16 protein-coding genes are annotated in these 22,727 nt (G+C 71.0%); 9 read left to right on the top strand and 7 right to left on the bottom strand.

Annotated elements, in window-relative coordinates; all coding sequences use genetic code 11:
• Positions 1–328: 328 nt before the first annotated feature.
• A complete protein-coding gene (gene ileS, locus ACZ5ID_RS14680) occupies positions 329–3,478 on the bottom strand; it encodes an isoleucine--tRNA ligase (RefSeq protein WP_468897363.1) in 3,150 nt (1,049 codons plus the stop codon).
• 575 nt (positions 3,479–4,053) lie between these two features.
• Here ileS and ACZ5ID_RS14675 point away from each other — a divergent pair.
• The 4 genes from ACZ5ID_RS14675 to ACZ5ID_RS14660 all read left to right on the top strand — a co-directional run bounded on the left by ACZ5ID_RS14675 (position 4,054) and on the right by ACZ5ID_RS14660 (position 8,745).
• The gene (locus ACZ5ID_RS14675; RefSeq protein ID WP_468897361.1) at positions 4,054–5,412 is read left to right on the top strand and encodes a TraR/DksA family transcriptional regulator; all 1,359 of its coding nucleotides are present in this window, start codon (positions 4,054–4,056) and stop codon (positions 5,410–5,412) included.
• A 60-nt stretch (positions 5,413–5,472) separates the two neighbouring features.
• Entirely contained in the window at positions 5,473–6,039 is a 567-nt protein-coding gene (gene lspA / locus ACZ5ID_RS14670) for a signal peptidase II (protein WP_468897360.1), read from the top strand.
• Between the two features lie 52 nt (positions 6,040–6,091).
• Entirely contained in the window at positions 6,092–7,033 is a 942-nt protein-coding gene (locus ACZ5ID_RS14665) for an RluA family pseudouridine synthase (protein ID WP_468897359.1), read from the top strand.
• A gap of 125 nt (positions 7,034–7,158) precedes the next feature.
• Positions 7,159–8,745 carry a Na+/H+ antiporter gene (locus ACZ5ID_RS14660; RefSeq protein ID WP_468897357.1) on the top strand — a complete coding sequence of 529 codons (1,587 nt, stop codon included), beginning with the start codon at positions 7,159–7,161 and terminating at the stop codon, positions 8,743–8,745.
• A 31-nt stretch (positions 8,746–8,776) separates the two neighbouring features.
• Here ACZ5ID_RS14660 and ACZ5ID_RS14655 read toward each other — a convergent pair whose 3' ends face one another.
• Positions 8,777–9,808, bottom strand: coding sequence for a mechanosensitive ion channel family protein (locus tag ACZ5ID_RS14655; RefSeq protein ID WP_468897355.1), 1,032 nt, complete (start codon positions 9,806–9,808; stop codon positions 8,777–8,779).
• A 30-nt stretch (positions 9,809–9,838) separates the two neighbouring features.
• On the opposite strand from ACZ5ID_RS14655, the gene ACZ5ID_RS14650 reads away from it, so the two are divergent.
• A complete protein-coding gene (locus ACZ5ID_RS14650; RefSeq protein WP_468897354.1) occupies positions 9,839–10,408 on the top strand; it encodes a dienelactone hydrolase family protein in 570 nt (189 codons plus the stop codon).
• Between the two features lie 10 nt (positions 10,409–10,418).
• Here ACZ5ID_RS14650 and ACZ5ID_RS14645 read toward each other — a convergent pair whose 3' ends face one another.
• The 4 genes from ACZ5ID_RS14645 to ACZ5ID_RS14630 all read right to left on the bottom strand — a co-directional run bounded on the left by ACZ5ID_RS14645 (position 10,419) and on the right by ACZ5ID_RS14630 (position 15,190).
• Entirely contained in the window at positions 10,419–12,068 is a 1,650-nt protein-coding gene (locus ACZ5ID_RS14645) for an alkaline phosphatase D family protein (protein ID WP_468897352.1), read from the bottom strand.
• A gap of 127 nt (positions 12,069–12,195) precedes the next feature.
• Positions 12,196–13,008 (bottom strand): thioredoxin domain-containing protein, encoded by an 813-nt coding sequence (locus tag ACZ5ID_RS14640; RefSeq protein WP_468897351.1) that lies wholly within the window; start codon positions 13,006–13,008, stop codon positions 12,196–12,198.
• An 84-nt stretch (positions 13,009–13,092) separates the two neighbouring features.
• Positions 13,093–13,782 (bottom strand): hypothetical protein, encoded by a 690-nt coding sequence (locus ACZ5ID_RS14635; protein ID WP_468897349.1) that lies wholly within the window; start codon positions 13,780–13,782, stop codon positions 13,093–13,095.
• Between the two features lie 46 nt (positions 13,783–13,828).
• A complete protein-coding gene (locus ACZ5ID_RS14630) occupies positions 13,829–15,190 on the bottom strand; it encodes a DUF2252 domain-containing protein (RefSeq protein ID WP_468897347.1) in 1,362 nt (453 codons plus the stop codon).
• Positions 15,191–15,415: 225 nt separating this feature from the next.
• Between ACZ5ID_RS14630 and dnaE the strand changes: the two genes are divergently transcribed.
• Positions 15,416–18,955, top strand: a complete 3,540-nt coding sequence (gene dnaE, locus ACZ5ID_RS14625) for a DNA polymerase III subunit alpha (protein ID WP_468897346.1) — start codon at positions 15,416–15,418, stop codon at positions 18,953–18,955.
• A 91-nt stretch (positions 18,956–19,046) separates the two neighbouring features.
• Here the strand turns inward: dnaE and ACZ5ID_RS14620 are convergent, their stop codons facing one another.
• Positions 19,047–19,217 (bottom strand): hypothetical protein, encoded by a 171-nt coding sequence (locus tag ACZ5ID_RS14620; protein WP_358834499.1) that lies wholly within the window; start codon positions 19,215–19,217, stop codon positions 19,047–19,049.
• Positions 19,218–19,498: 281 nt separating this feature from the next.
• On the opposite strand from ACZ5ID_RS14620, the gene ACZ5ID_RS14615 reads away from it, so the two are divergent.
• The 3 genes from ACZ5ID_RS14615 (at position 19,499) to ACZ5ID_RS14605 (ending at position 22,709) form a co-directional block, all read left to right on the top strand.
• On the top strand, positions 19,499–20,764 hold the full coding sequence (locus ACZ5ID_RS14615; protein WP_468897344.1) for an NYN domain-containing protein: 1,266 nt from the start codon (positions 19,499–19,501) through the stop codon (positions 20,762–20,764).
• A gap of 104 nt (positions 20,765–20,868) precedes the next feature.
• Positions 20,869–21,876: an ABC transporter ATP-binding protein gene (locus ACZ5ID_RS14610; protein WP_468897342.1), complete on the top strand. Its 1,008-nt coding sequence runs from the start codon at positions 20,869–20,871 to the stop codon at positions 21,874–21,876.
• A gap of 11 nt (positions 21,877–21,887) precedes the next feature.
• The gene (locus tag ACZ5ID_RS14605) at positions 21,888–22,709 is read left to right on the top strand and encodes an ABC transporter permease (RefSeq protein WP_468897501.1); all 822 of its coding nucleotides are present in this window, start codon (positions 21,888–21,890) and stop codon (positions 22,707–22,709) included.
• Positions 22,710–22,727 lie beyond the last annotated feature (18 nt).

Below are 22,727 nucleotides of genomic sequence, written 5' to 3'. Positions count from 1 at the left end.
CCCCGGATTTTTCCGGGGGCCCGGCCCTTTTCGCGCTACGGGGCCTGCGGCCCCTGTTGCGCCCCGGCTCTCTTCGTCCGCGGACCGTGGATGACCGGTCGCGCAGTTCCCCGCGCCCTTCAGGGGGACCACCGCAGCCGGGGAAACAGAGCTCGGGCCACGGGCCCTTGGGGGCGCGGGGAACTGCGCGTGGCCTCCGCCCAGGTGTGCCCGCACGGCCGCTCATCCGCCGGAGGCTTTCGGGAAGGGGCGGGGGCGGGGTGGGGGAAAGCGAGAAGCGGCCCGCCCCCCCGGCAGGGGAGACGGGCCGCTTCTGGGCTCGGCGGAGTTACGCCTTGCGCAGCCGGAACGTCAGCGACAGCCCCTCGTCCGTGAACGGAGCGCCGTACGCGTCGTCCGCGTCGTCCGCCGCCCCGGACGCGTAGTCCGTCGCGAGAACCTCCTCCGCGATCAGCCCCGCGTGCGCGGACAGCGCCGAGGCGACCTCCGCGTCCGTCGACTCCCACCGCACCGCGATCCGGTCCGCCACATCCAGCCCGCTGTTCTTGCGCGCCTCCTGGATCAGCCGGATCGCGTCCCGGGCCAGGCCCGCCAGCCGCAGCTCCGGCGTGATCTCCAGGTCGAGGGCGACCGTCGCGCCCGAGTCGGACGCCACCGACCAGCCCTCACGCGGCGTCTCGGTGATGATCACCTCGTCGGGGGCCAGCACCACCCGCTCGCCGCCCACCTCGACCGACGCCTCGCCGGTGTCCCGCAGGGACGCCGACAGCGCCGCCGCGTCCGCCGCCGCGACCGCCTTGGCCACGTCCTGGACGCCCTTGCCGAACCGCTTGCCCAGGGCGCGGAAGTTCGCCTTGGCCGTGGTGTCGACCAGCGAGCCGCCCACCTCGGAGAGCGAGGCCAGGGACGAGACGTTCAGCTCCTCCGTGATCTGCGCGTGCAGCTCCGGTGAGAGGGACTCGAAGCCCGCCACGGCCACCAGCGCGCGCGACAGCGGCTGGCGCGTCTTGACGCCCGACTCCGCGCGCGTGGCGCGGCCCAGCTCCACCAGCCGCCGCACGAGCAGCATCTGCTGCGACAGCGTCGCGTCGATCGCCGAGGTGTCCGCCTTCGGCCAGGAGGAGAGGTGCACGGACTCCGGCGCGTCCGGCGTCACCGGCACCACCATGTCCTGCCACACCCGCTCGGTGATGAACGGCGTGAGCGGCGCCAGCAGCCGCGTCACCGTCTCCACCACGTCGTGCAGCGTGCGCAGCGCCGCCTTGTCGCCCTGCCAGAACCGGCGCCGCGAGCGGCGCACGTACCAGTTGGACAGATCGTCCACGAAGGAGGAGAGGAGCTTGCCGGCGCGCTGCGTGTCGTACGCCTCCAGCGCCTGCGTCACCTGCTCGACCAGCGTGTTCAGCTCGCTCAGCAGCCAGCGGTCCAGGACCGTGCGCTCCGCCGGGGCCGGGTCGGCCGCGCTGGGCGCCCAGTCGGACGTACGCGCGTACAGCGCCTGGAAGGCCACCGTGTTCCAGTACGTGAGGAGCGTCTTGCGGACGACCTCCTGGATGGTGCCGTGGCCCACGCGGCGCGCGGCCCACGGGGAGCCGCCGGCCGCCATGAACCAGCGCACCGCGTCGGCGCCGTGCTGGTCCATGAGCGGGATGGGCTGGAGGATGTTGCCCAGGTGCTTGGACATCTTGCGGCCGTCCTCGGCGAGGATGTGGCCCAGGCAGACCACGTTCTCGTACGACGACTTGTCGAAGACCAGGGTGCCGACCGCCATCAGCGTGTAGAACCAGCCGCGGGTCTGGTCGATGGCCTCGCTGATGAACTGCGCCGGGTAGCGGCTCTCGAACAGTTCCTTGTTCTTGTACGGGTAGCCCCACTGCGCGAACGGCATCGAGCCCGAGTCGTACCAGGCGTCGATCACCTCGGGGACGCGGACCGCCGTGTGCGAGCAGCCCTCGGCCGTGCAGGTGAAGGTGACGTCGTCGATGTACGGACGGTGCGGGTCCAGCTCGCTCTGGTCGGTGCCGGACAGCTCGCTGAGCTCGGCGCGCGAGCCGACGCAGGTCAGGTGGTCGTCCTCGCAGCGCCAGATCGGCAGCGGGGTGCCCCAGTAGCGGTTGCGGGAGAGCGCCCAGTCGATGTTGTTGTTCAGCCAGTCGCCGAAGCGGCCCTGCTTGACGGAGTCCGGGAACCAGTTGGTCTTCTCGTTCTCCCGCAGCATCGCGTCCTTGACGGCGGTGGTGCGGATGTACCAGGACGGCTGCGCGTAGTAGAGCAGCGCGGTGTGGCACCGCCAGCAGTGCGGATAGCTGTGCTCGTACGGGACGTGGCGGAAGAGCAGACCGCGCTCGGCCAGGTCGGCGGTCAGCTTCTCGTCGGCCTTCTTGAAGAAGACGCCGCCGACCAGCGGGACGTCCTCCTCGAAGGTGCCGTCGGGGCGGACCGGGTTGACGACCGGCAGGCCGTACGCCTTGCAGACCAGGAGGTCGTCGGCGCCGAAGGCGGGGGACTGGTGGACCAGACCCGTACCGTCCTCGGTCGTCACGTACTCGGCGTTCACCACGTAGTGCGCGGGCTCGGGGAACTCGATGAGCTCGAAGGGGCGCTGGTAGGTCCAGCGCTCCATCTCGGCGCCCGTGAAGGTCTGCCCGGTGGCCTCCCAGCCCTCGCCGAGCGCCTTCTCCAGCAGCGGCTGGGCGACGACCAGCTTCTCGGCACCGTTGGTGGCCACCACATAGGTGACCTCGGGGTGGGCCGCCACGGCGGTGTTGGAGACCAGCGTCCACGGCGTGGTCGTCCACACCAGGAGCGCCGCCTCGCCCGCGAGGGGGCCGCCGGTCAGCGGGAAGCGGACGAAGACCGAGGGGTCGACGACCGTCTCGTACCCCTGCGCCAGCTCGTGGTCGGACAGGCCGGTGCCGCAGCGGGGGCACCAGGGGGCGACGCGGTGGTCCTGGGTGAGCAGGCCCTTGTTGAAGATCTCCTTCAGGGACCACCAGACGGACTCCACGTACTCGGGGTCCATCGTCCGGTAGGCGTCGTCCAGGTCGACCCAGTAGCCCATCCGGGTCGTGAGCTCGGCGAAGGCGTCGGTGTGGCGGGTCACCGACTCGCGGCACTTGGCGTTGAACTCGGCGATGCCGTACGCCTCGATGTCCTTCTTGCCGTTGAAGCCGAGCTCTTTCTCGACGGCGAGCTCGACCGGCAGGCCGTGGCAGTCCCAGCCGGCCTTGCGGGCCACGTGGTAGCCCTGCATGGTCCGGAAGCGGGGGAAGACGTCCTTGAAGACGCGGGCCTCGATGTGGTGGGCGCCCGGCATGCCGTTGGCGGTCGGCGGGCCCTCGTAGAACACCCACTCGGGGCGGCCCTCGGACTGCTCGAGGCTCTTGGCGAAGACCTTCGCCTCGCGCCAGAAGTCGAGCACGGCGTGCTCCAGCGCGGGCAGGTCGACCTGGGCGGGCACCTGGCGGTACTGCGACATCCGTTCATCCTCCGGCGGATCGTCGTACGTTTCCGTCGGAGGGACGAGAGCTGCGGCCGTCCTACGGCCCCGCGCTCCCGCGGTACCACCCTCCTTGGCGGTGTACGGGACACCGCCCCCTCATTGGGGTCGCGAAGCCGGTTCTACTCGCACCCGGAGGTGCTTTCTTCCGGCGGCTCCGGGGTGATCTTCACATCGCGCTCGCCTCCGGGCTCCCACCGTCCCCGGATCGCTCTTGGCTGCGTACGACGCTACTCGTCCCATTCACGCCTCTCGCTGCGCCCAGTGTAAGGGCCCGCACCGACAGCGGCCGACCGGATATTCGGCGGGGGCGCGCCGGGGCCGCCACGCCCGCGTGCATGACCCGAATGGGCATACGGGGCGGCACGGGGTCCGGCGCCGCCGGTGGGGCGGATTACGGGCCGGAGAGCTGGGCACAACGGATGCAGGTTCGTCTCCGGGCACGTCGGGTGGGGGCGGACCGGCGGCGTGCCCCGTTGCCGCGGGCCTGGGGTCGATTTATCGTCCCAGCACGATGCGCGAGCAAGATCACAATATGTGAAGGGGCCGCGGCCATGGTGGCAGGGAAGACCGCGTTGGCGTCCGAGGACGCAGTGGAGGCCGCGGCCACGAAGAGCGCGTCCGCGTCCGGGAGGAAGACGGTGGCCGGGAGGAAGACGGCGGCCGGGAGGAAGTCCGCGGCCAAGAAGGAGGCGGCCCCGAAGAAGGCCCCGGCGGGGAAGACGGCGGCGAAGAAGACGGCTGCCAAGAAGGCCGTGGCCAAGAAGCCCGCGGGCGATGAGACCGGTACGAAGAAGGCGGCGGCCAAGAGGGTGGCGCCCAAGGAGGCTCCGGCCAAGAAGGCCGCGGCCAAAAAGACCACCGCCAAGAAGGCTTCGGCCAAGAAGGCTCCCGCCAAGAAAACCGCAGCCGAGGAGGCCCGTGCCGAGAGGGCCGCGGTGAGGGAAGCCGTGGCTGAGAATCCCGTGGCCGAGAAAGCCGCCGTCGACAACGCGGCCCCGGCCAAGAAGGCTGCCACCAAGAAGACGGCGTCGGCCAAGAAGACCGCCGCTACGAAGAGCGCGTCGGCCGACAGGGCCGGCGCCGAGAAGACGGAGACCACCAAGAAGGCTGCCGCCAAGAAAACCGCGTCCGCCGACAAGGCTGCCACCAAGGAGACGGTGTCGGCCAAGAAGGCCACCGTTACGAAGACCGCGTCGGCCGACAAAACCAGCGCAAAGAAAACCGCGTCCGCCGACAAGGCCGGCGCCAAGGAGACGGCGTCGGCCAAGAAGACCGCCGCTACGAAGAGCGCGTCGGCCAAGAAGGCCGGCGCCACCAAGACCGCGTCAGCGGACAAGGCTGCCGTCGGGGCAGCGAAGACGGTCGCCACGGCGACCCAGGGGGCGGCCGAGGCCGCGGAGCAGAGGGGAACCGAGAACGTGGTTGCCAAGAACACGGCCGGCGAGGCCGCGGCCAGGAAGTCCACGGCGGCGTCGGCCGTACCGAAGGCCCGCGCGGTCGTCGCCGGGGTGCCCGGCGAGCTGCCGGTGCGGCCCGGGGAGGACCCCTGGACGCCCGAGGAGGTCGGTGAGGCGCGTACCGAGCTGACCGGCGAGGTCCTGCGGCTGCGGGCCGAGATCGAGGCCTCCGAGGCCGCTCTGAGCGGGCTGATGCGGGACTCCGGGGACGGCGCGGGCGACGACGACGCCGACACCGGGACCAAGAACATCACGCGCGAGCACGAGATGGCGCTCGCCGCCGTCGCGCGCGAGATGCTGGAGCAGACCGAACGGGCGCTGGAGCGGCTCGACGCCGGGACGTACGGCTACTGCGAGGTCTGCGGCAACCCCATCGGCAAGGCACGGATGCAGGCCTTCCCGCGCGCGACCCTCTGCGTGGAGGACAAGCAGAAGCAGGAACGCCGGGGCTGAGTCCGTACGCGTGTGTCGTACGCTCGTCCCCAGTCAGGTACCTAGGGTTGAGGGACTCACGTGGCAGAGGCGGAGCGCATCATCGGTACGCCGGACGTAGAAGGGCCCGACGGGGCCGCGGCCCCCGACGAGCGGCCCCGGGGCGGGCGCAGGATCGCCGTCCTGTTCGCGGTGGCGCTCTTCGCGTACCTGCTCGACCTCGGCAGCAAGATGCTCGTGGTGGCCAGGCTGGAGCACCACGAACCGATCGACGTCGTGGGCGACCTGCTGAAGCTGGAGGCGATCCGCAACCCGGGGGCCGCGTTCGGCATGGGCGAGGCCTTCACCGTGATCTTCACGGTGATCGCGGCGACGGTGATCGTCGTGATCGTCCGGCTGGCCCGCAAGCTCTACAGCCTGCCGTGGGCCATCGCACTCGGTCTGCTGCTCGGCGGCGCGCTCGGCAATCTGACCGACCGGATCTTCCGCTCCCCGGGCGTCTTCGAGGGCGCGGTCGTCGACTTCATCGCACCCGCCCACTTCGCCGTCTTCAACCTGGCCGACTCCGCCATCGTCTGCGGCGGCTTCCTGATCGTGATCCTCTCGTTCCGGGGCCTGGACCCGGACGGAACGGTCCACAAGGACTGATCCCGGCCCGCGTGGGGACGGGGATGTCGGTGGGGCAAGGCATACTCGACGGGTGAGTACGTTTCCCGAGGTCCGCACCCTGCCCGTTCCCGACGGCCTGGAGGGCGAGCGCGTCGACGCCGCCATCTCCCGCATGTTCGGGTTCTCCCGGACGAAGGCGGCCGAGCTCGCCGCGGCGGGGAAGGTCCAGGTCGACGGCTCGGTGGTGGGCAAGTCCGAGCGGGTCCACGGGGGCGCGTGGCTGGAGGTCGAGATGCCCCAGGCGCCCGCGCCGGTGCAGATCGTGGCCGAGCCGGTCGAGGGCATGGAGATCGTGCACGACGACGACGACATCGTCGTGATCGTGAAGCCGGTCGGTGTCGCCGCCCACCCCAGCCCGGGCTGGACGGGGACGACGGTCATCGGCGGCCTCGCGGCGGCCGGGTACCGGATCTCCACCTCCGGCGCCGCCGAGCGCCAGGGCATCGTCCACCGCCTCGACGTCGGGACCTCGGGTCTGATGGTCGTCGCCAAGTCCGAGCGGGCGTACACGTATCTGAAGCGCCAGTTCCACGACCGCGTCGTGGACAAGCGCTACCACGCCCTGGTGCAGGGCCACCCGGACCCGATGAGCGGCACGATCGACGCGCCCATCGGCCGCCACCCCAACCACGACTACAAGTGGGCGGTCACGGCCGAGGGCAAGCCGTCGGTGACGCACTACGACCTGATCGAGGCGTTCCGGGCGGCGTCGCTGCTCGACATCAAGCTGGAGACGGGCCGCACCCACCAGATCCGGGTGCACATGTCCGCCCACCGCCACCCGTGCGTGGGCGACCTGACGTACGGCGCGGACCCCACGATCGCCAAGCGGCTCGGCCTGACCCGGCAGTGGCTGCACGCGGTGCGGCTCGGCTTCGAGCACCCGTCGGACGGCGGCTGGGTCGAGTTCGAGAGCGGCTACCCGGACGACCTCCAGCGCGCGCTGGACGTGATCCGGGCGGAGAGCGAATGACGCCGTAGGCGTCCGGGCCCGGCGGGCTGTGCGATCGGCCACGCACGGCCCGCTGGTCGACGCCCGGGCGGGAGCCGCGTGGCAGGCTGGAGGTTCTTGATCGCCTCGCCGCCGGAGGGCCTTTCGTGGACCAGCTCGCCCTGATGTTCGTGCTTCTGCTCGGAGCCGTGGTCACGGTTCCGGTCGGAAACCGGCTCGGGCTGCCCGCGCCGGTTCTGATGACGCTCCTCGGCGGTGTCCTCGCCCTCCTGCCGTTCGTCCCGAACGTCGACGTGCCGCCGGACTTCATTCTTCCGCTCGTGCTGCCGCCGCTGCTGTACGCCTCCGTCCAGCGCACCTCCTGGCGGCAGTTCGCCGCCAACGTCCGGCCGATCCTGCTGCTCGCGGTGGCCCTGGTCTTCGTCACCACGGCCGCCGTGGCGGCCGTCGCGCACGCCATCGTGCCGGGCCTGCCGATCGCCGCGGCCGTCGCGCTCGGCGCCCTCGTGGCGCCGCCCGACCCGGTCGCCGCCACCGCCGTCGCGGGCTCGCTCGGGCTGCCCCGGCGGCTGGTGTCGATCCTGGAGGGCGAGGGGCTCTTCAACGACGTCACCGCGATCGTGCTCTACCACGTGGCCATCGCCGCGGCGGTCAGCGGCGACTTCTCCTGGCCGGACGCGGTGGGCAAGCTGGTGCTCTCCGCCGTGGTGGCGGTCGTGGTCGGTCTCGTCCTCGGCTGGACGGCCAACAAGCTGATGGGGCTGCTCGACGACGCCACCCTCCAGATCGGTCTCACCCTCCTCGTGCCGTTCGTCGGCTATGTGCTCGCCGAGGAGTTCGGCGGCTCGGGGGTGCTGGCGGTGCTCACCCTGGCGCTGTTCCTGGCCGAGCACGCGGTGGACGCCGACGACGTCCAAGGACGCCTCGCCGGGGCCACCTTCTGGCAGGTCGTCGACACCCTGGTGACGGGGATCGCGTTCGGGCTCATCGGTCTCGAACTGCACAACGTGTTCGGCACCGCCACCGGCCGCCTCGGCGAGATGGCGGGCTGGGGCGCGGTGGTGGTCGGGGTCGTCGTCGGCGTACGGCTGCTGTGGCTGCTCCCCGCCACCTGGCTCGCCAAACGGCTGCACAACCGCCGGGACTACGACGAGGAGATCCCCACCACCTGGCGGGAGACGATCGTCATGTGGTGGGCGGGGATGCGCGGGGTGGCCTCCGTCGCGCTCGCCCTCGCCATCCCGTTCACGACCGAGGACGGCTCGCCCTTCCCCGCCCGTGACGAGATCGTCTTCATCGCCTTCTGCGTGATCATGGCGACCCTGGTGGTCCAGGGGCTCACCCTGCCGTCCCTGGTGCGCCGGCTGGGCGTCCAGGCCGACACCGACGCCGAGCGGGCGCTGGAGCGCGCGCTCGCGGTCCGCGCGGCCAAGGCGGCCAAGCGGCGGCTGCGGGAGATCGAGGACGTGGAGGAGCTCCCCGAGGAGGTCATGGAGCAGCTCCTGCGGCGGGCGTACGACGTGGGGGCGCGGCTCAGCCCGGACATGGTCGACGAGGAGCGCCGCGAGGCGTACGCGAAGCGGGTCGAGCGGCTGCGGACCGTTCAGCGGATCCAGCGCGAGATGATGTCGGCGGCCCGGCACGAGGTGCTGTCGGCGCGCAGCGAGCCCGGTGCCGACCCCGAGATCGTGGACCGGGTGCTGCGCCAGCTGGACGTGCGCAGCCTGAAGTGAGGGGCGGGGGGCGCCGCCCCCCGCCCGGCGGTCATATCCGTTCGGTGTTGATGCGCGGCAGCGACTCGGGGTGGTGGTCGTGGAGCCAGGCCACCATCTCCTCACGGACGGTGCAGCGGACCGTCCAGAGGTCGCCCGAGTCCTGCGCGGTGACCGTGGCGCGCACCACGATCGTGGACGGGGTGGTGTCGGTCACGGCGAGGTCGCCCGACCGGCCGTCCCAGGCCGGGCACTCCTTCAGGATGTCGGTGAGCTTCTCGCGCATCAGGGCCACCGGGGCCGCGTGGTCGAGGTGGAAGAAGACCGTGCCGGTCATCTGCACACCGCCGCGGGACCAGTTCTCGAACGGCTTGCTGGTGAAGTACGACACAGGCATCGTCAGCCGGCGCTCGTCCCAGGTGCGCACGGCCAGGAACGTCAGGGTGATCTCCTCGACCGTGCCCCACTCGCCGTCCACCACCACCGTGTCGCCTATCCGCACCATGTCGCCGAACGCGATCTGCAGCCCCGCGAAGAGGTTGCCGAGCGTCGACTGGGCGGCCACACCGGCCACGATGCCGATGATGCCGGCGGAGGCGAGGATCGAGGTCCCGGCCGTCCGCATCGCCGGGAAGGTCAGCAGCATCGCGGCGACCGCGACGACGCCCACGATGGCCGTCACCACGCGCTGGATCAGCGTCACCTGCGTACGGACCCGGCGCACCCGTGCCGCGTTGTGCGCGGAGGCCGCGTAGCGCGCGTACGACGCCTCGACGACCGCCGTCGCGATCCGCACCACCAGCCACGCGCTCGCCCCGATGAGGACGAGCGAGAGGGTCTGGCCGAGGCCGGCCTGGTGGTTCTGGACGGGTGCCCATTTGATCTGGAGGTAGGTCCCTCTCAGCAGGGCGGTCAGGACGACGACCTGCAAGGGAAGGCGGCAGCGGCGCAGCAGGCCCCACAACGGGGTCTCGCTGTGCCGGGCATCGGTCTGGCGGAGCAGTCGGTCGGCCAGCCACACGAGGGCCAGCGTGAGCACGACCGAGCCACCGATGACGATCAACGGGCGCAGTACGTTCTCCATGCCCTCGACCGTAACTGGCACCATGGCCTCATGAACATCATGCTCTTCCATTCCGCCTATGGCCTGCGTCCCGCCGTGCGGGAGGCGGCCGACCGGCTGCGCGCCGCCGGACACCTGGTGCACGTGCCCGATCTCTACGACGGGCGCACCGCCGGGACGGTGGAGGAGGGCATGGCGATCCGGGACGGGATCGGCAACGACGAACTGCTGAAGCGGGCGGTCGTGGCCGCCGCGCCGCACTCGGACGAGGGCCTGGTCTACGCCGGGTTCTCGCTCGGGGGCTCGCTCGCCCAGACCCTGGCGCTGGGCGACGAGAAGGCCCGCGGCCTGCTCCTGTTCCACGGCACCGCCGACATCGCCGACGACGCCTCGGTGGACGAGCTGCCCGTACAGCTGCACGTGGCGGACCCGGACCCGTTCGAGACGCATGACTGGCTGAACACGTGGTACCTGCGGATGGGCAGGATCGGCGCCGACGCGGAGGTGTACAGATACCCGGGTGCCGGGCACCTGTACACCGACCGCGAACTGCCGGACTACGACGAGGCGGCGGCCGAGCGGAGCTGGACCACCGCGCTCGCCTTCCTCGCGTCGCTGTAGGGCGCGGGGATCAGACCACCGGCGAGTAGACCCGCTCGGCCTTCTGGCTGCCGTTGAGCGTCCGGTACGAGCGGGTCCACGAGGACGTGGCGTCCTGCTTGCGCTTGTCGGACACCACGTAGTAGTCCATCTGCGAGCGCTGGGCGTCGACGTCGAGCACGCCGTAGCCGTGCGAGTCCATGTCGACCCACTTCACATGGCGGTTGGCGGCCTTGATGGCCGCCGCCGCGACCAGCGACACGGTGTGCGGGGCGACGTGGAGCATCTCGTCGAGGTTGTCGGAGGTGACCGAGGTCACCACGAACTCGGTGCCCGCCGACTTCGACAGCGGGTAGGTGCCCGCCTTGAGGGGTACGTCGTTGGCCCACGCCATGTGGATGTCGCCGGTGAGGAAGACGGTGTTCTTGATGCCGTTGTCGACCAGGTGGCCCAGGAGTTCGCGGCGGTCGTCCGTGTAGCCGTCCCACTGGTCGACGTTGATGGCGATGCCCTCCTTGGGAAGGCCCAGCAACTCCGCCAGCGGCGCGGTCAGCTCGGCCGGCAGCGAGCCGAAGGCGACCGGGGAGATCATCACGGAGGTGCCGACCAGCTGCCAGGCGGCATTGGAGGCGGAGAGCCCCGACTTGAGCCAGTCCAGCTGGGCGCGGCCGGTGATGGTGCGCTCGGGGTCGTCCACCTTGCCGCTGCCCACGCTCGCCTGCTGCGAGCGGAAGGAGCGCAGGTCGAGCAGGTGCAGATCGGCCAGCTTGCCGTAGCGGATGCGCCGGTAGGTGGTGCCCGCGATGGACGGGCGGACGGGCATCCACTCGAAGTAGGCCTGTTTGGCGGCGGACACGCGCGCCGCCCAGTCGCCCTCGGTGGAGGGCGTGTGGTTCTCGGCGCCGCCCGACCAGGCGTCGTTGGCGAACTCGTGGTCGTCCCAGATCGCGATGACCGGGTGGGCCTGGTGCATCGCCTGGAGGTCGGCGTCCGTCCTGTACTTGCCGTGCCGGGTGCGGTAGTCGGCCAGGTCGAGGATCTCGTGGGCCGGCTCGTGCTGCCGTACGACGTACTTCGCCTCCGGATAGGCGCCCGAGGCGTATTCGTAGATGTAGTCGCCCAGGTGCAGCACCGCGTCCAGGTCGGCCCGTGCGGCGAGATGACGGTAGGGGGAGAAGTAGCCCGACTCCCAGTTGGCGCAGGAGACCACGCCGAAGCGGACGTTGGGGGCTGCCGCGTCCGTGGCGGGGGCGGTCAGGGTCCGGCCGACGGGGGACGGGACGCCGCCCGCGGTGAACCGGTACCAGTAGGCGGTCGCCGGGCGCAGGCCGCGCACATCGGCCTTGACGGTGTGGTCGGAGGCGGCGGTGGCGGTCGTGCGGCCCTGGGCCACGATCCGCGCGAACCCCTTGTCCTCGGCTATCTCCCAGGTGACTTCGGTGTCCGGGCCCTTGCCGGACCCCGGCACCGCGTCGGGAGCGGGGGTGACCCGGGTCCACAGCAGGATGCCGTCGGGCAGCGGATCGCCGGAGGCGACGCCGTGCAGGAACGCGGGGGCCGGAGCGGAGTCCGCGGCGGCGGCGGTCGCGCCGGCCACCAGGGGCGCGGCGACGACGGCGGTGGCGGCAGCGGCCTTGACGACCGTGCGGCGCGTGGGGGTTGAGGTGAATCGACTGGTCACAGCCGGACACCTTACTGATGGGTAGAGCGAACGGGCAGTCTCGCGGCAGATGTTTGTCCACCCGTTCGCTCGCGGCCACCTGAGCCCGCGTCGGGGTCGGGTGGCCGCGGCGGGTCCCCGAAGGGCCTCAGCCCTTCAGGGCCTTGTCGACGGCGGCGGTGAACGCGGCCGGGTCCTGCGGGGCGTTGTCGCTGCCCGGGCCGGTGATCTTCTTGCCGTCCATCTTCAGGGTCGGCGTCGCGGTCACCCCGCTGTCGTCGAACTTCTTCGACATGGTGAGCGCCCACTTGTCGAACGTGCCGTCCTGCACGTCCTTCTGGAACTTGGCGTTGCCCTTGAGCGCCGGGACGCTGTCGGCGACCTGGAGCAGGTAGTCGTCCTTGGCGAACTTGTCGCTGGTCTCGGCCGGGTGCCACTTGGCCGAGTAGAGCTGCGCCTTGTACTCCATGAACGCCTCGGGGCTCACGTTGAGCGCGGCGCCCAGCGCGCTGAGCGCGTTCTTGGAGCCGGTGCCCGGGCTGCCGTTGTCGATGAAGGTGGCGCCGATGAACTGGACCTTGTACTTGCCCGCGTCGACGTCCTTCTTGACCGTGGAGCCGACCTGCTGCTCGAAGACCGAGCAGACCGGGCAGCGCGGGTCCTCGTACATCTCCAGGGTCTTCTTGGCGGTGGGCTTGCCGATGACGACGGTGGTGCCGTCGGTGCCCGTGGTGTTGGCGGGCTTGACCAGCGTCTTGTCCTTGGCCGCGTCCCACTCGCCGGGCTTGTTGGCCTGCATGACCGCGTAACCGACACCGCCGGCTATCGCGAGGACGCCGACGATCGAGGCGGCCACGACCACCTGGCGGCGCACCTTGTCCTTCTTGGCCTGGCGCTCGCGCTCCAGTCGCAGCCGCTCGCGGGCGGCTGCCTTGTTGGCCTGGCTGTTGCGCTTGCTCATGATCGTTTTCTCCGTGTGGCAGGTAGGGCAGGTGAGAAGTACGGGGGCCCGGGTCCCGGGCCGGCGTGCTCGCGGGGCCGTCGCTCAGACGGCGGGGAGCAGCGCGGGGCGGGGCGGACCCCGCCGTCCCACCCAGTGCACGAGCAGCCGGGCGCGCGAGGACGGGCCCGCGCGCCGCACGGGCAGCACCCGCGCCCGTACGGGACGGACCGCGCCGCCCACCACGGCGACCGCGAGCAGCAGCGGCCGGAACGCCAGCACCCCGACCGTGCGCACCAGACGGGCGAGAGCGGCCTCGCCGCGTCGCAGCCAGGCCGCGGCCAGCAGCCCGACCGTCACATGGGCGGCGAGCAGCAGCCACGGCACGGCCGGACCGGGGCCGGCGAGCAGCACGGCCGCGCTCGCCCGGGACCCGGTGACGCCGGGCAGCTCGGCTCCCACGTCTCCGCCGCACAGCACATCCACGCCCACCGACCGCAGCGCGCCCGCGACCGGGCCGCCGGACGGCCCGTAGCAGACGTGCTGGCCGGTCGAGAAGACGGTGTCGGCGGCCAGCTCCAGCGGGACGAGCAGCCCGGCGATCGACCAGAAGCCGCGCTCACGGCCGGCCAGCGCGTACGCGATCAGGAACACGGCGCCGGCCGCGCCGGCCACCCACGGCACCGGCAGCGGGACGCGGGAGAGCAGGACGTGGGACGCGCTGGACAGCGCCACGACGAGCGCCGTGAAAAGCGCCGCGCGTGCCGCTCTGAGCCGGGTCCCTGATACGTCCATCGGTGCTGAAGTCTGCCACGGCCCGCTGTCGGCGGAGCCTAAGAATTCAGTGAGACCCAAGACCCGGGATCCGACCGTTACGGAACAGGTCGACGAAGATCTGGTGGTCCGCCCGCGCCCGCGCCCCGTAGCCGTGCGCGAAGTCCACGAGCAGGCCCGCGAAGCCCTCCTCGTCGGCCGCGATCGCCGCGTCGATGGCCCGCTCGGTGGAGAACGGCACCAGCTCCGAGTGGCCGCTCTCGTCGTCCGCCGCCGCGTGCATGGTCGCGGTGGCGCGGCCGAGGTCGGCGACGACCGCCGCTATCTGCTCCGGGTCGTCGATGTCCGACCAGTCCAGGTCCACCGCGTACGGCGACACCTCGGCGACCAGCTGGCCCGCGCCGTCCAGCTCGGTCCAGCCCAGCCACGGATCGGCCGCGGCCTGGAGGGCGCGCTGCGAGATCACCGTGCGGTGCCCCTCGTGCTGGAAGTAGCCGCGCACCGCCGGGTCGGTGACATGGCGGGAGACCGCCGGGGTCTGGGCCTGCTTCATGTAGATCACGACGTCGTTCTCCAGCGCGTCGCTGTGGCCCTCCAGAAGGATGTTGTACGAGGGCAGACCGGCCGAGCCGATCCCGATGCCGCGCCGCCCCACCACGTCCTTGACCCGGTAGGAGTCCGGGCGCAGCAGGCTGGAGTCCGGCAGCGTCTCCAGATAGCCGTCGAAGGCGGCCAGGACCTTGTAGCGGGTGGCCGCGTCCAGCTCGATCGAGCCGTCGCCCTCGGCGAAGCGGCGCTCGTACTCGCGGATCTCGGTCATGGAGTCGAGCAGCGAGAAGCGCGTACGCGCGCGTGCCGAGCGCAGGGCGCCGAGCAGCGGGCCCTCGGCGGTGTCCAGCGTGAAGGAGGGCACCTCGTCGCCCTTGGCGCCGGCGGCCAGCGCGTGGATCCGCTCGCGGTAGGCGCCGGCGTAGATCCGCACCAGCTCGGTTATCTGGTCGTCGCTGAGCGCCTTGGCGTGGCCGATCAGGGCCAGGGAGGCGGCGAAGCGCTGGAGGTCCCAGGTGAAGGGGCCCACGTACGCCTCGTCGAAGTCGTTCACATTGAAGATCAGCCGGCCGTTGGCGTCCATGTACGTACCGAAGTTCTCGGCGTGCAGATCGGCGTGGATCCATACCCGGCCGGTGCGCTCGTCGAGGTACGGGCCGCTGTGTATGCCCCCGGCGCCCCGCCCGGCGCCCTCCGCGTCCAGGTCCGCGTAGAACAGGCAGGCCGTGCCCCGGTAGAAGGCGAAGGCGGAGGCCGCCATCTTGCGGAACTTGACCCGGAACGCGGCCGGGTCGGCGGCCAGGAGCTCTCCGAAAGCCGTGCCGAAGACGGAGAGGATCTGCTCGCCGCGCTCATCGGCGGTGTGCTGCGGGACCGACATCGCCGGGTGCCTCCTGGTGCGTACGTGCGGGTGGTGACGGGCTACGGATGGGACGGGTGGTTCCGCCCCTACCAACGCGTGACCGTACCCCGGAGTGCCCGCCCGTCGCCCGGCCGCCTCCCCCCGCCGGGAGGCTGCGCGCCGCAGCGGTTCTCACTCCGGCTGTCAGTCGGGCGACGTAGACTTCCGGGCTGTCCCCCTCTCCCCGCCATGGAGGCCCCCACCGTGTCGAAGCCGCCGTTCACGCACCTTCACGTACACACCCAGTACTCGCTGCTGGACGGTGCCGCGCGGCTCAAGGACATGTTCGACGCGTGCAACGAGATGGGCATGACGCACATCGCGATGTCCGACCACGGCAACCTGCACGGGGCGTACGACTTCTTCCACTCGGCGAAGAAGGCGGGGGTCACGCCGATCATCGGCATCGAGGCGTACGTGGCGCCCGAGTCCCGCCGCAACAAGCGCAAGATCCAGTGGGGCCAGCCGCACCAGAAGCGCGACGACGTGTCCGGGTCGGGTGGTTACACCCACAAGACGATCTGGGCGGCGAACGCGACGGGGCTGCACAACCTCTTCCGCCTCTCCTCCGACGCGTACGCCGAGGGCTGGCTCCAGAAGTGGCCCCGGATGGACAAGGAGACCATCTCCCAGTGGTCGGAGGGCCTGATCGCCTCCACCGGCTGCCCCTCCGGAGAGCTCCAGACCCGGCTGCGCCTGGGGCAGTACGAGGAGGCCCGCCAGGCCGCCTCCGACTACCAGGACATCTTCGGCAAGGACCGGTACTTCCTGGAGCTGATGGACCACGGCATCGACATCGAGCGCCGGGTCCGCGACGACCTGCTGAAGATCGGCAAGGAGCTGGGCATCCCGCCCCTGGTCACCAACGACTCGCACTACACGTACGCGCACGAGGCCACCGCGCACGACGCGCTGCTGTGCATCCAGACCGGCAAGAACCTCTCGGACCCCGACCGCTTCAAGTTCGACGGCACCGGCTACTACCTGAAGTCGACCGACGAGATGTACGCGATCGACGCCTCCGACGCCTGGCAGCAGGGCTGCGCCAACACCGCCCTGGTCGCCGAGCAGGTCGACGTCACCGGCATGTTCGAGGCGAAGAACCTCATGCCGAAGTTCGACATCCCCGAGGGCTACACCGAGGTCACCTGGTTCCGCGAGGAGACCCTGCGGGGGCTGCACCGCCGCTTCCCGGGAGGCATCCCGGAAGACCGGATGAAGCAGGCGGAGTACGAGATGGACACCATCATCTCGATGGGCTTCCCCGGCTACTTCCTCGTGGTCGCCGACTTCATCATGTGGGCCAAGAAGCAGGGCATCGCGGTCGGCCCCGGCCGTGGCTCCGCGGCCGGCTCGATCGTGGCGTACGCGATGGGCATCACCGACCTCGACCCGATCCCGCACGGCCTGATCTTCGAGCGGTTCCTCAACCCCGAGCGCGTCTCGATGCCCGATGTCGACATCGACTTCGACGAGCGCAGGCGCGTCGAGGTGATCCGGTACGTGACGGAGAAGTACGGCGCCGACAAGGTCGCCATGATCGGCACCTACGGAAAGATCAAGGCCAAGAACGCGATCAAGGACTCCGCCCGCGTCCTCGGCTATCCGTACGCGATGGGCGACCGCCTCACCAAGGCGATGCCGGCCGACGTCCTGGGCAAGGGCATCGACCTCAACGGCATCACCGACCCCAAGCACCCGCGCTACAGCGAAGCGGGCGAGATCCGCTCGATGTACGAGAACGAGCCGGACGTGAAGAAGGTCATCGACACCGCCAAGGGCGTCGAGGGCCTGGTCCGGCAGATGGGTGTGCACGCCGCCGGCGTGATCATGTCCAGCGAGCCGATCGTCGACCACGCGCCCCTGTGGGTGCGCCACACCGATGGCGTGACCATCACGCAGTGGGACTATCCGAGCTGTGAGTCGCTCGGCCTGCTGAAGATGGACTTCCTGGGTCTGCGCAACCTGACGATCATGGACGACGCCGTCAAGATGGTGAAGTCCAACAAGGGGATCGACATCGATCTCCTCGGGCTGCCGCTCGACGACGCCACGACCTTCGAACTGCTCCAGCGCGGCGAGACCCTCGGCGTCTTCCAGTTCGACGGCGGCCCCATGCGGTCCCTGCTGCGGCTGATGAAGCCCGACAACTTCGAAGACATCTCCGCCGTGTCCGCGCTCTACCGCCCGGGCCCGATGGGCATGAACTCGCACACGAACTACGCGCTGCGCAAGAACAAGCAGCAGGAGATCACCCCGATCCACCCGGAGCTGGAGGAGCCCCTCAAGGAGGTCCTCGGCGTCACCTACGGCCTGATCGTGTACCAGGAGCAGGTGCAGAAGGCCGCCCAGATCATCGCCGGGTACTCGCTGGGCGAGGCCGACATCCTGCGCCGCGTCATGGGCAAGAAGAAGCCCGACGAGCTGGCGAAGAACTTCACCATCTTCCAGGCCGGCGCCAAGAAGAACGGCTACAGCGACGAAGCCATCCAGAAGCTGTGGGACGTCCTGGTCCCCTTCGCCGGATACGCCTTCAACAAGGCGCACTCCGCCGCGTACGGCCTGGTGTCGTACTGGACCGCCTATCTGAAGGCGAACCACCCCGCCGAGTACATGGCGGCCCTGCTGACCTCGGTCAAGGACGACAAGGACAAGTCCGCGGTCTACCTCAACGAGTGCCGCCGCATGGGCATCAAGGTGCTGCCGCCCAACGTCAACGAGTCCGAGTCCAACTTCTCGGCGCAGGGCGACGACGTGATCCTGTTCGGTCTGACCGCCGTGCGCAACGTCGGTCAGAACGTGGTGGACTCGATCATCAAGTCCCGCAAGGCGAAGGGGAAGTACACCTCCTTCCCCGACTTCCTCGACAAGGTCGAGGCGGTCGTCTGCAACAAGCGGACCGTCGAGTCGCTGATCAAGGCCGGCGCCTTCGACGAGATGAAGCACACCCGCAAGGGCCTCACCGCGCAGTTCGAGCCGATGATCGACAACGTGGTGCAGGTCAAGCGCAAGGAGGCCGAGGGGCAGTTCGACCTCTTCGGCGGAATGGGCGACGAGGTCACCGACGAGCCGGGCTTCGGTCTGGACGTGGAGTTCTCCGACGTGGAGTGGGAGAAGTCCTATCTGCTCGCCCAGGAGCGGGAGATGCTCGGCCTGTATGTGTCGGACCACCCGCTCTTCGGTCTGGAGCACGTGCTCTCCGACAAGTCCGACGCCTCCATCCAGCAGCTCACCGGAGGTGAGCACGCGGACGGCGCGGTCGTCACCATCGGCGGCATCATCTCGGGCCTCCAGCGCAAGATGACCAAGCAGGGCAACGCCTGGGCGATCGCCACCGTCGAGGACCTGGCCGGCTCCATCGAGTGCATGTTCTTCCCGGCGACCTACCAGCTGGTCTCCACCCAGCTCGTCGAGGACGCGGTGGTCTTCGTCAAGGGCCGGCTCGACAAGCGCGAGGACATCCCGCGCCTGGTCGCCATGGAGCTGATGGTGCCGGACCTGTCGTCGGCGGGGACCAACGCGCCGGTGGTACTGACCATCCCGACGGTGAAGGTGACACCGCCGATGATCAGTCGGCTGGGGGAGATTCTCGGCCACCACAAGGGCAATACCGAGGTGCGCATCAAACTCCAGGGGCCGCGCAAGACCACGGTGCTGCGGCTGGACCGGCACCGGGTCCAGCCCGACCCGGCGCTCTTCGGTGATCTGAAGGTGCTGCTCGGGCCGTCCTGTCTGGCGGGCTGAGATCCGGCGAGCGGTTTAATTCCCTACGGAAGGGGCGCGTCCAATAGGGCGCGCCCCTTCCGTATTTCTGTGCCGGATGTGCGGGGAATTATCAGTTGTGGCCGAAGCGACGCTGGTGCTTACGGGCAACATCCGCCGGGCTGCCCTGCGCCTGGGGCTGGGACAGGGCCTGCGCCTCCATCGAGGACTTCTGCGCCTCCTGCTGACCGCGCTCGGCCTGCGAGGCGGGCTGCTGCTTACGGCCGGACTTGTTCTTGGCCATGGTGATGCCTCCTGGGGGGACTAGGGTCCAGGGCCGCTGCCAGACTCACACATCACGACAAAGAACGCATTCCAGACGATTACCGTGCGTAATCCTGCGTAACGTCTGCGTATGTACCGGTTCGCCACGCCGATGATCGAGTTCCGGCCGTCAACCCCCGCCGGGTCGGGCAGACTCGAAGGAAACCCGAAGTACGTTCCCTGATCTCTCGATCTCCTGCACTCTTATCTCCCTGATCTCCTTTGCCTCTGATCTTTTGATTTTCAAGGTTCTGAAAGAGGGTGGAACGCGTGGACCGTTGCGTCGTCCTTGTGGACGCGGGTTACTTGCTGGGCGCTGCCGCGAGCCTCCTGGCCGGAGAGCCCGCCCGTTCACGGATCACCGTCGACCACGCCGCCCTGATCCAGGCGCTGCGCGAGCGGGCGGAGGCCGACACCGAGCAGCCGCTGCTGCGGATCTACTGGTTCGACGGCGCCCCCGACCGGGTGCCCCAGCCCGAACACCGCAGGCTGCGGGTGATGTCCCGGGTGACGGTCCGCCTGGGCGCGCTGACCCGCAGCGACGGGAGGTGGGCCCAGAAGGGCGTCGACGCGGCGATGCACGCCGAACTCACCGAGTTGGCCAGAAACCGTGCCTGTTCCGATGTGGTCCTGGTGACCGGCGACGGCGATCTGCTGCCCGGGCTGATGTCGGCCAAGGAACACGGGGTCGCGGTGCACCTGTGGGCCGTGCAGGCCGCCGACGGCGACTACAACCAGTCCGAGGACCTGGTGGCCGAGGCCGACGAGCGCCGGGTGCTCGACCGCAAGTGGATCACCCAGGCGGTCCGGGTGAAAGAGCTCACCGCCATGTACGCCCCGGCCGCCGCCCCCCGCCCGGAGATCGCCGCCATCCTCTCCGCGCCGCTGCCCGAGTCGGCGCTGGCCGCCTCCGCCGAGCGGGCCGCCGAGGCCGCCCAGGCCGCGGCCGTACGCAACGGGACCGCCCAGCCCCCGGCCGCCGTCGGCAACGGCGCCGCGGTCACCCCCGCGCCCGGCACCGCGGTCAAGGGCGTGCCCACCCCCAAGGACCTGGCCGCCCTGCGCGCGCCCGGCGCCCAGGCCCCCGCGCCGCACGCCGCCCACGCGACCCTGCGCTGGTCCTCCGACAAAGGGTGGGTGGAGCGGCCGGGAGCCGCGCTCGGCGAGTCCCCGGAGACCGCCTCCCTGCCCACCCTCGCCCAGCTGACCAGCGCCGAACAGCGCTGGGCGGACCGCGAGGAGGACATCACCGCCGTCGGCGGCGACCCGTACGAGGTGGGGCAGGTCTTCGCGCGCCGCTGGATGGAGCGGCTGCCGGAGACCACCCACGTACAGAAGCTGTCCACGATGTACCCGCGCATCCCGCACCGCATCGACGGCGAACTGCTGCGGTACGCGGCCCGGTTCGGGCTGCTCGCCCACAAGGACGACCAGATCGACGAGCACGACCGGTACGCGATCCGGGCCGGGTTCTGGCGGGAGATCGACGTCAGGGCGGCGGCCGAGCGGGCCCCGGCCGCGGACTGAGCCGGCCCCGGGGCGGGTCCGCGCCCGCGCGGTCGTTCGGTGAACGGAACCAAACGGGGGTCCGGGGGCAGCACGGCCCGGCCGACCCCGTAGGCTCGTTGTCCGTGAGTACCGGCACAGCAGCGGCGCGGGCCGGCACCGTTTGCACGGTGCGGGGCCTCACCAAGACGTACCCCGCCGGGCGCGGACGGCGCGGCTCGGCCGGTACGCCCGAGATCAGGGCCACCGACGGGATCGACCTCGACGTGGGACGCGGCGAGATCTTCGGCCTGCTCGGGCCCAACGGCGCGGGCAAGTCGACCCTGGTGCGCCAGCTCACCGGTCTGATGCGGCCGGACTCCGGCAGCGTCGACGTCCTCGGGCACGACCTGGTGCGCCACCCCGAGCGGGCCGCCCGGCTGATCGGCTACCTCGGGCAGGAGTCCACCGCCCTGGACGAGCTGACCGTGGCGCTCGCCGCCGAGACCACCGGCCGGCTGCGCGGGCTCAGCGCACGGGCCGCGCGCGCCGAGCGCGACGCCGTACTGGAGGAGCTCGGGCTGACCGCGCTCGCCGGACGGCCCCTGAAGAAGCTCTCCGGCGGACAGCGGCGGCTCGCCTGCGTCGCCGCGGCGCTCGTCGGCGAACGGCCCGTGCTGGTCCTCGACGAGCCGACCACCGGCATGGACCCGGTGGCCCGGCGGGCCGTCTGGGCCGCCGTGGACCGCCGCCGGGCCGAGCGCGGCGCGACCGTGCTGCTCGTCACCCACAACGTCATCGAGGCCGAGACCGTACTCGACCGGGTCGCCGTCCTCGACCGCGGCAAGGTCATCGCCTGCGACACCCCGGCGGGCCTGAAGGAACGGGTCGCCTCCGAGGTCCGGGTCGAGCTGGTGTGGCGCGAGCGGGCGCCCGTCGAACTTCCCGAGGTCGCGGCGCTGCGGGCGGACGCCCAGGAGTCCGGGCGGCGCTGGGTGCTGCGGCTCGGCCCCGACGCCGCGCGCGCCGCCGTCGCGGCGGTCACCGGCGGGCCCGCGTTCGCCGCCCTCGACGACTTCACCCTGGCCACGCCGAGCCTGGAAGACGTCTACCTCGCCCTCGGCGGCCGTACGGAAGGTCTGGTGAAGGCGTGAGCGCGATTCCCCTGGAGGTTTCCGTGGAGGCTCCCGCGGAGGCGGTCGCCGCCCCGGCGCGGCCGGCCGGGGACGCCGCCCCGCTCGCGCCCCGGGCCCGGCTGCTGCCCGCCCTCGCGGCCGTCTACCGGGCCCAGCTCTCCCGGGCCAGGGTGGCCCGCATCCCGCTGCTCTTCGTGGCGACCTTCCAGTCGATCGGGATCATGGTCCTGATGCGGGGGGTCGTGGACGGCGGGAGCGAGGCGCGGGCCGTGGTCGCCGGGTCGAGCGTCCTGGTGGTGGCCTTCGTCGCGCTCAACCTGCTCGCGCAGTACTTCGGGCACCTGCGGGCGGGCGGCGGGCTCGACCACTACGCGACCCTGCCGGTGCCGCCCGCCTCCGTGGTGCTGGGCACGGCCGCCGCGTACGCCTCGTTCACGGTGCCGGGGACGCTCGTCACGGCGGTCACCGGCTGCGTCCTGTTCGGGCTCCCGATGGCGCACCTGTGGGTGCTCGCTGCGGTGATCCCGCTGGCGGGCGCCGCGCTCGCCGGGCTCGGCGCGGCCCTCGGACTGCTGGCCCCGCGCCAGGAACTCGCCACCCTGCTGGGCCAGTTGGGCATGTCGGCGGCGCTGCTGCTCGGCGTCCTGCCGGCCGACCGGCTGCCCGGACCCATCGCGTACGCACGTGATCTGCTGCCTTCCACGTACGGGGTGGAGGCTTTCGCGCACAGCTTCGGCGCTCACCCCGACTGGCCCGTCATCGGGCTCGACCTCGCGGTCTGCGCGGGCGTCGGGGTGGTGTCGCTGCTCGTGGCGACATGGGCGTACCGGCGGGCGGCGGTCTCCCGGTGAGGCGCCGCACAGGAGCGC

The organism is Streptomyces sp. NPDC031670 (assembly GCF_055580545.1).
This window is presented reverse-complemented; position numbering and strand designations above follow the sequence as displayed.

Excerpts from the sequence above, each read along its gene's own strand:
- ACZ5ID_RS14655 (WP_468897355.1), bottom strand. The coding sequence starts at position 9,808 with ATGGAGAACGTACTGCGCCCGTTGATCGTCATCGGTGGCTCGGTCGTG.
- ACZ5ID_RS14635 (WP_468897349.1), bottom strand. The coding sequence starts at position 13,782 with ATGGACGTATCAGGGACCCGGCTCAGAGCGGCACGCGCGGCGCTTTTC.
- ACZ5ID_RS14620 (WP_358834499.1), bottom strand. The coding sequence starts at position 19,217 with ATGGCCAAGAACAAGTCCGGCCGTAAGCAGCAGCCCGCCTCGCAGGCC.
- ACZ5ID_RS14630 (WP_468897347.1), bottom strand. The coding sequence starts at position 15,190 with ATGTCGGTCCCGCAGCACACCGCCGATGAGCGCGGCGAGCAGATCCTC.
- ACZ5ID_RS14640 (WP_468897351.1), bottom strand. The coding sequence starts at position 13,008 with ATGAGCAAGCGCAACAGCCAGGCCAACAAGGCAGCCGCCCGCGAGCGG.
- ACZ5ID_RS14675 (WP_468897361.1), top strand. The coding sequence starts at position 4,054 with ATGGTGGCAGGGAAGACCGCGTTGGCGTCCGAGGACGCAGTGGAGGCC.
- ileS (WP_468897363.1), bottom strand. The coding sequence starts at position 3,478 with ATGTCGCAGTACCGCCAGGTGCCCGCCCAGGTCGACCTGCCCGCGCTG.
- ACZ5ID_RS14650 (WP_468897354.1), top strand. The coding sequence starts at position 9,839 with ATGAACATCATGCTCTTCCATTCCGCCTATGGCCTGCGTCCCGCCGTG.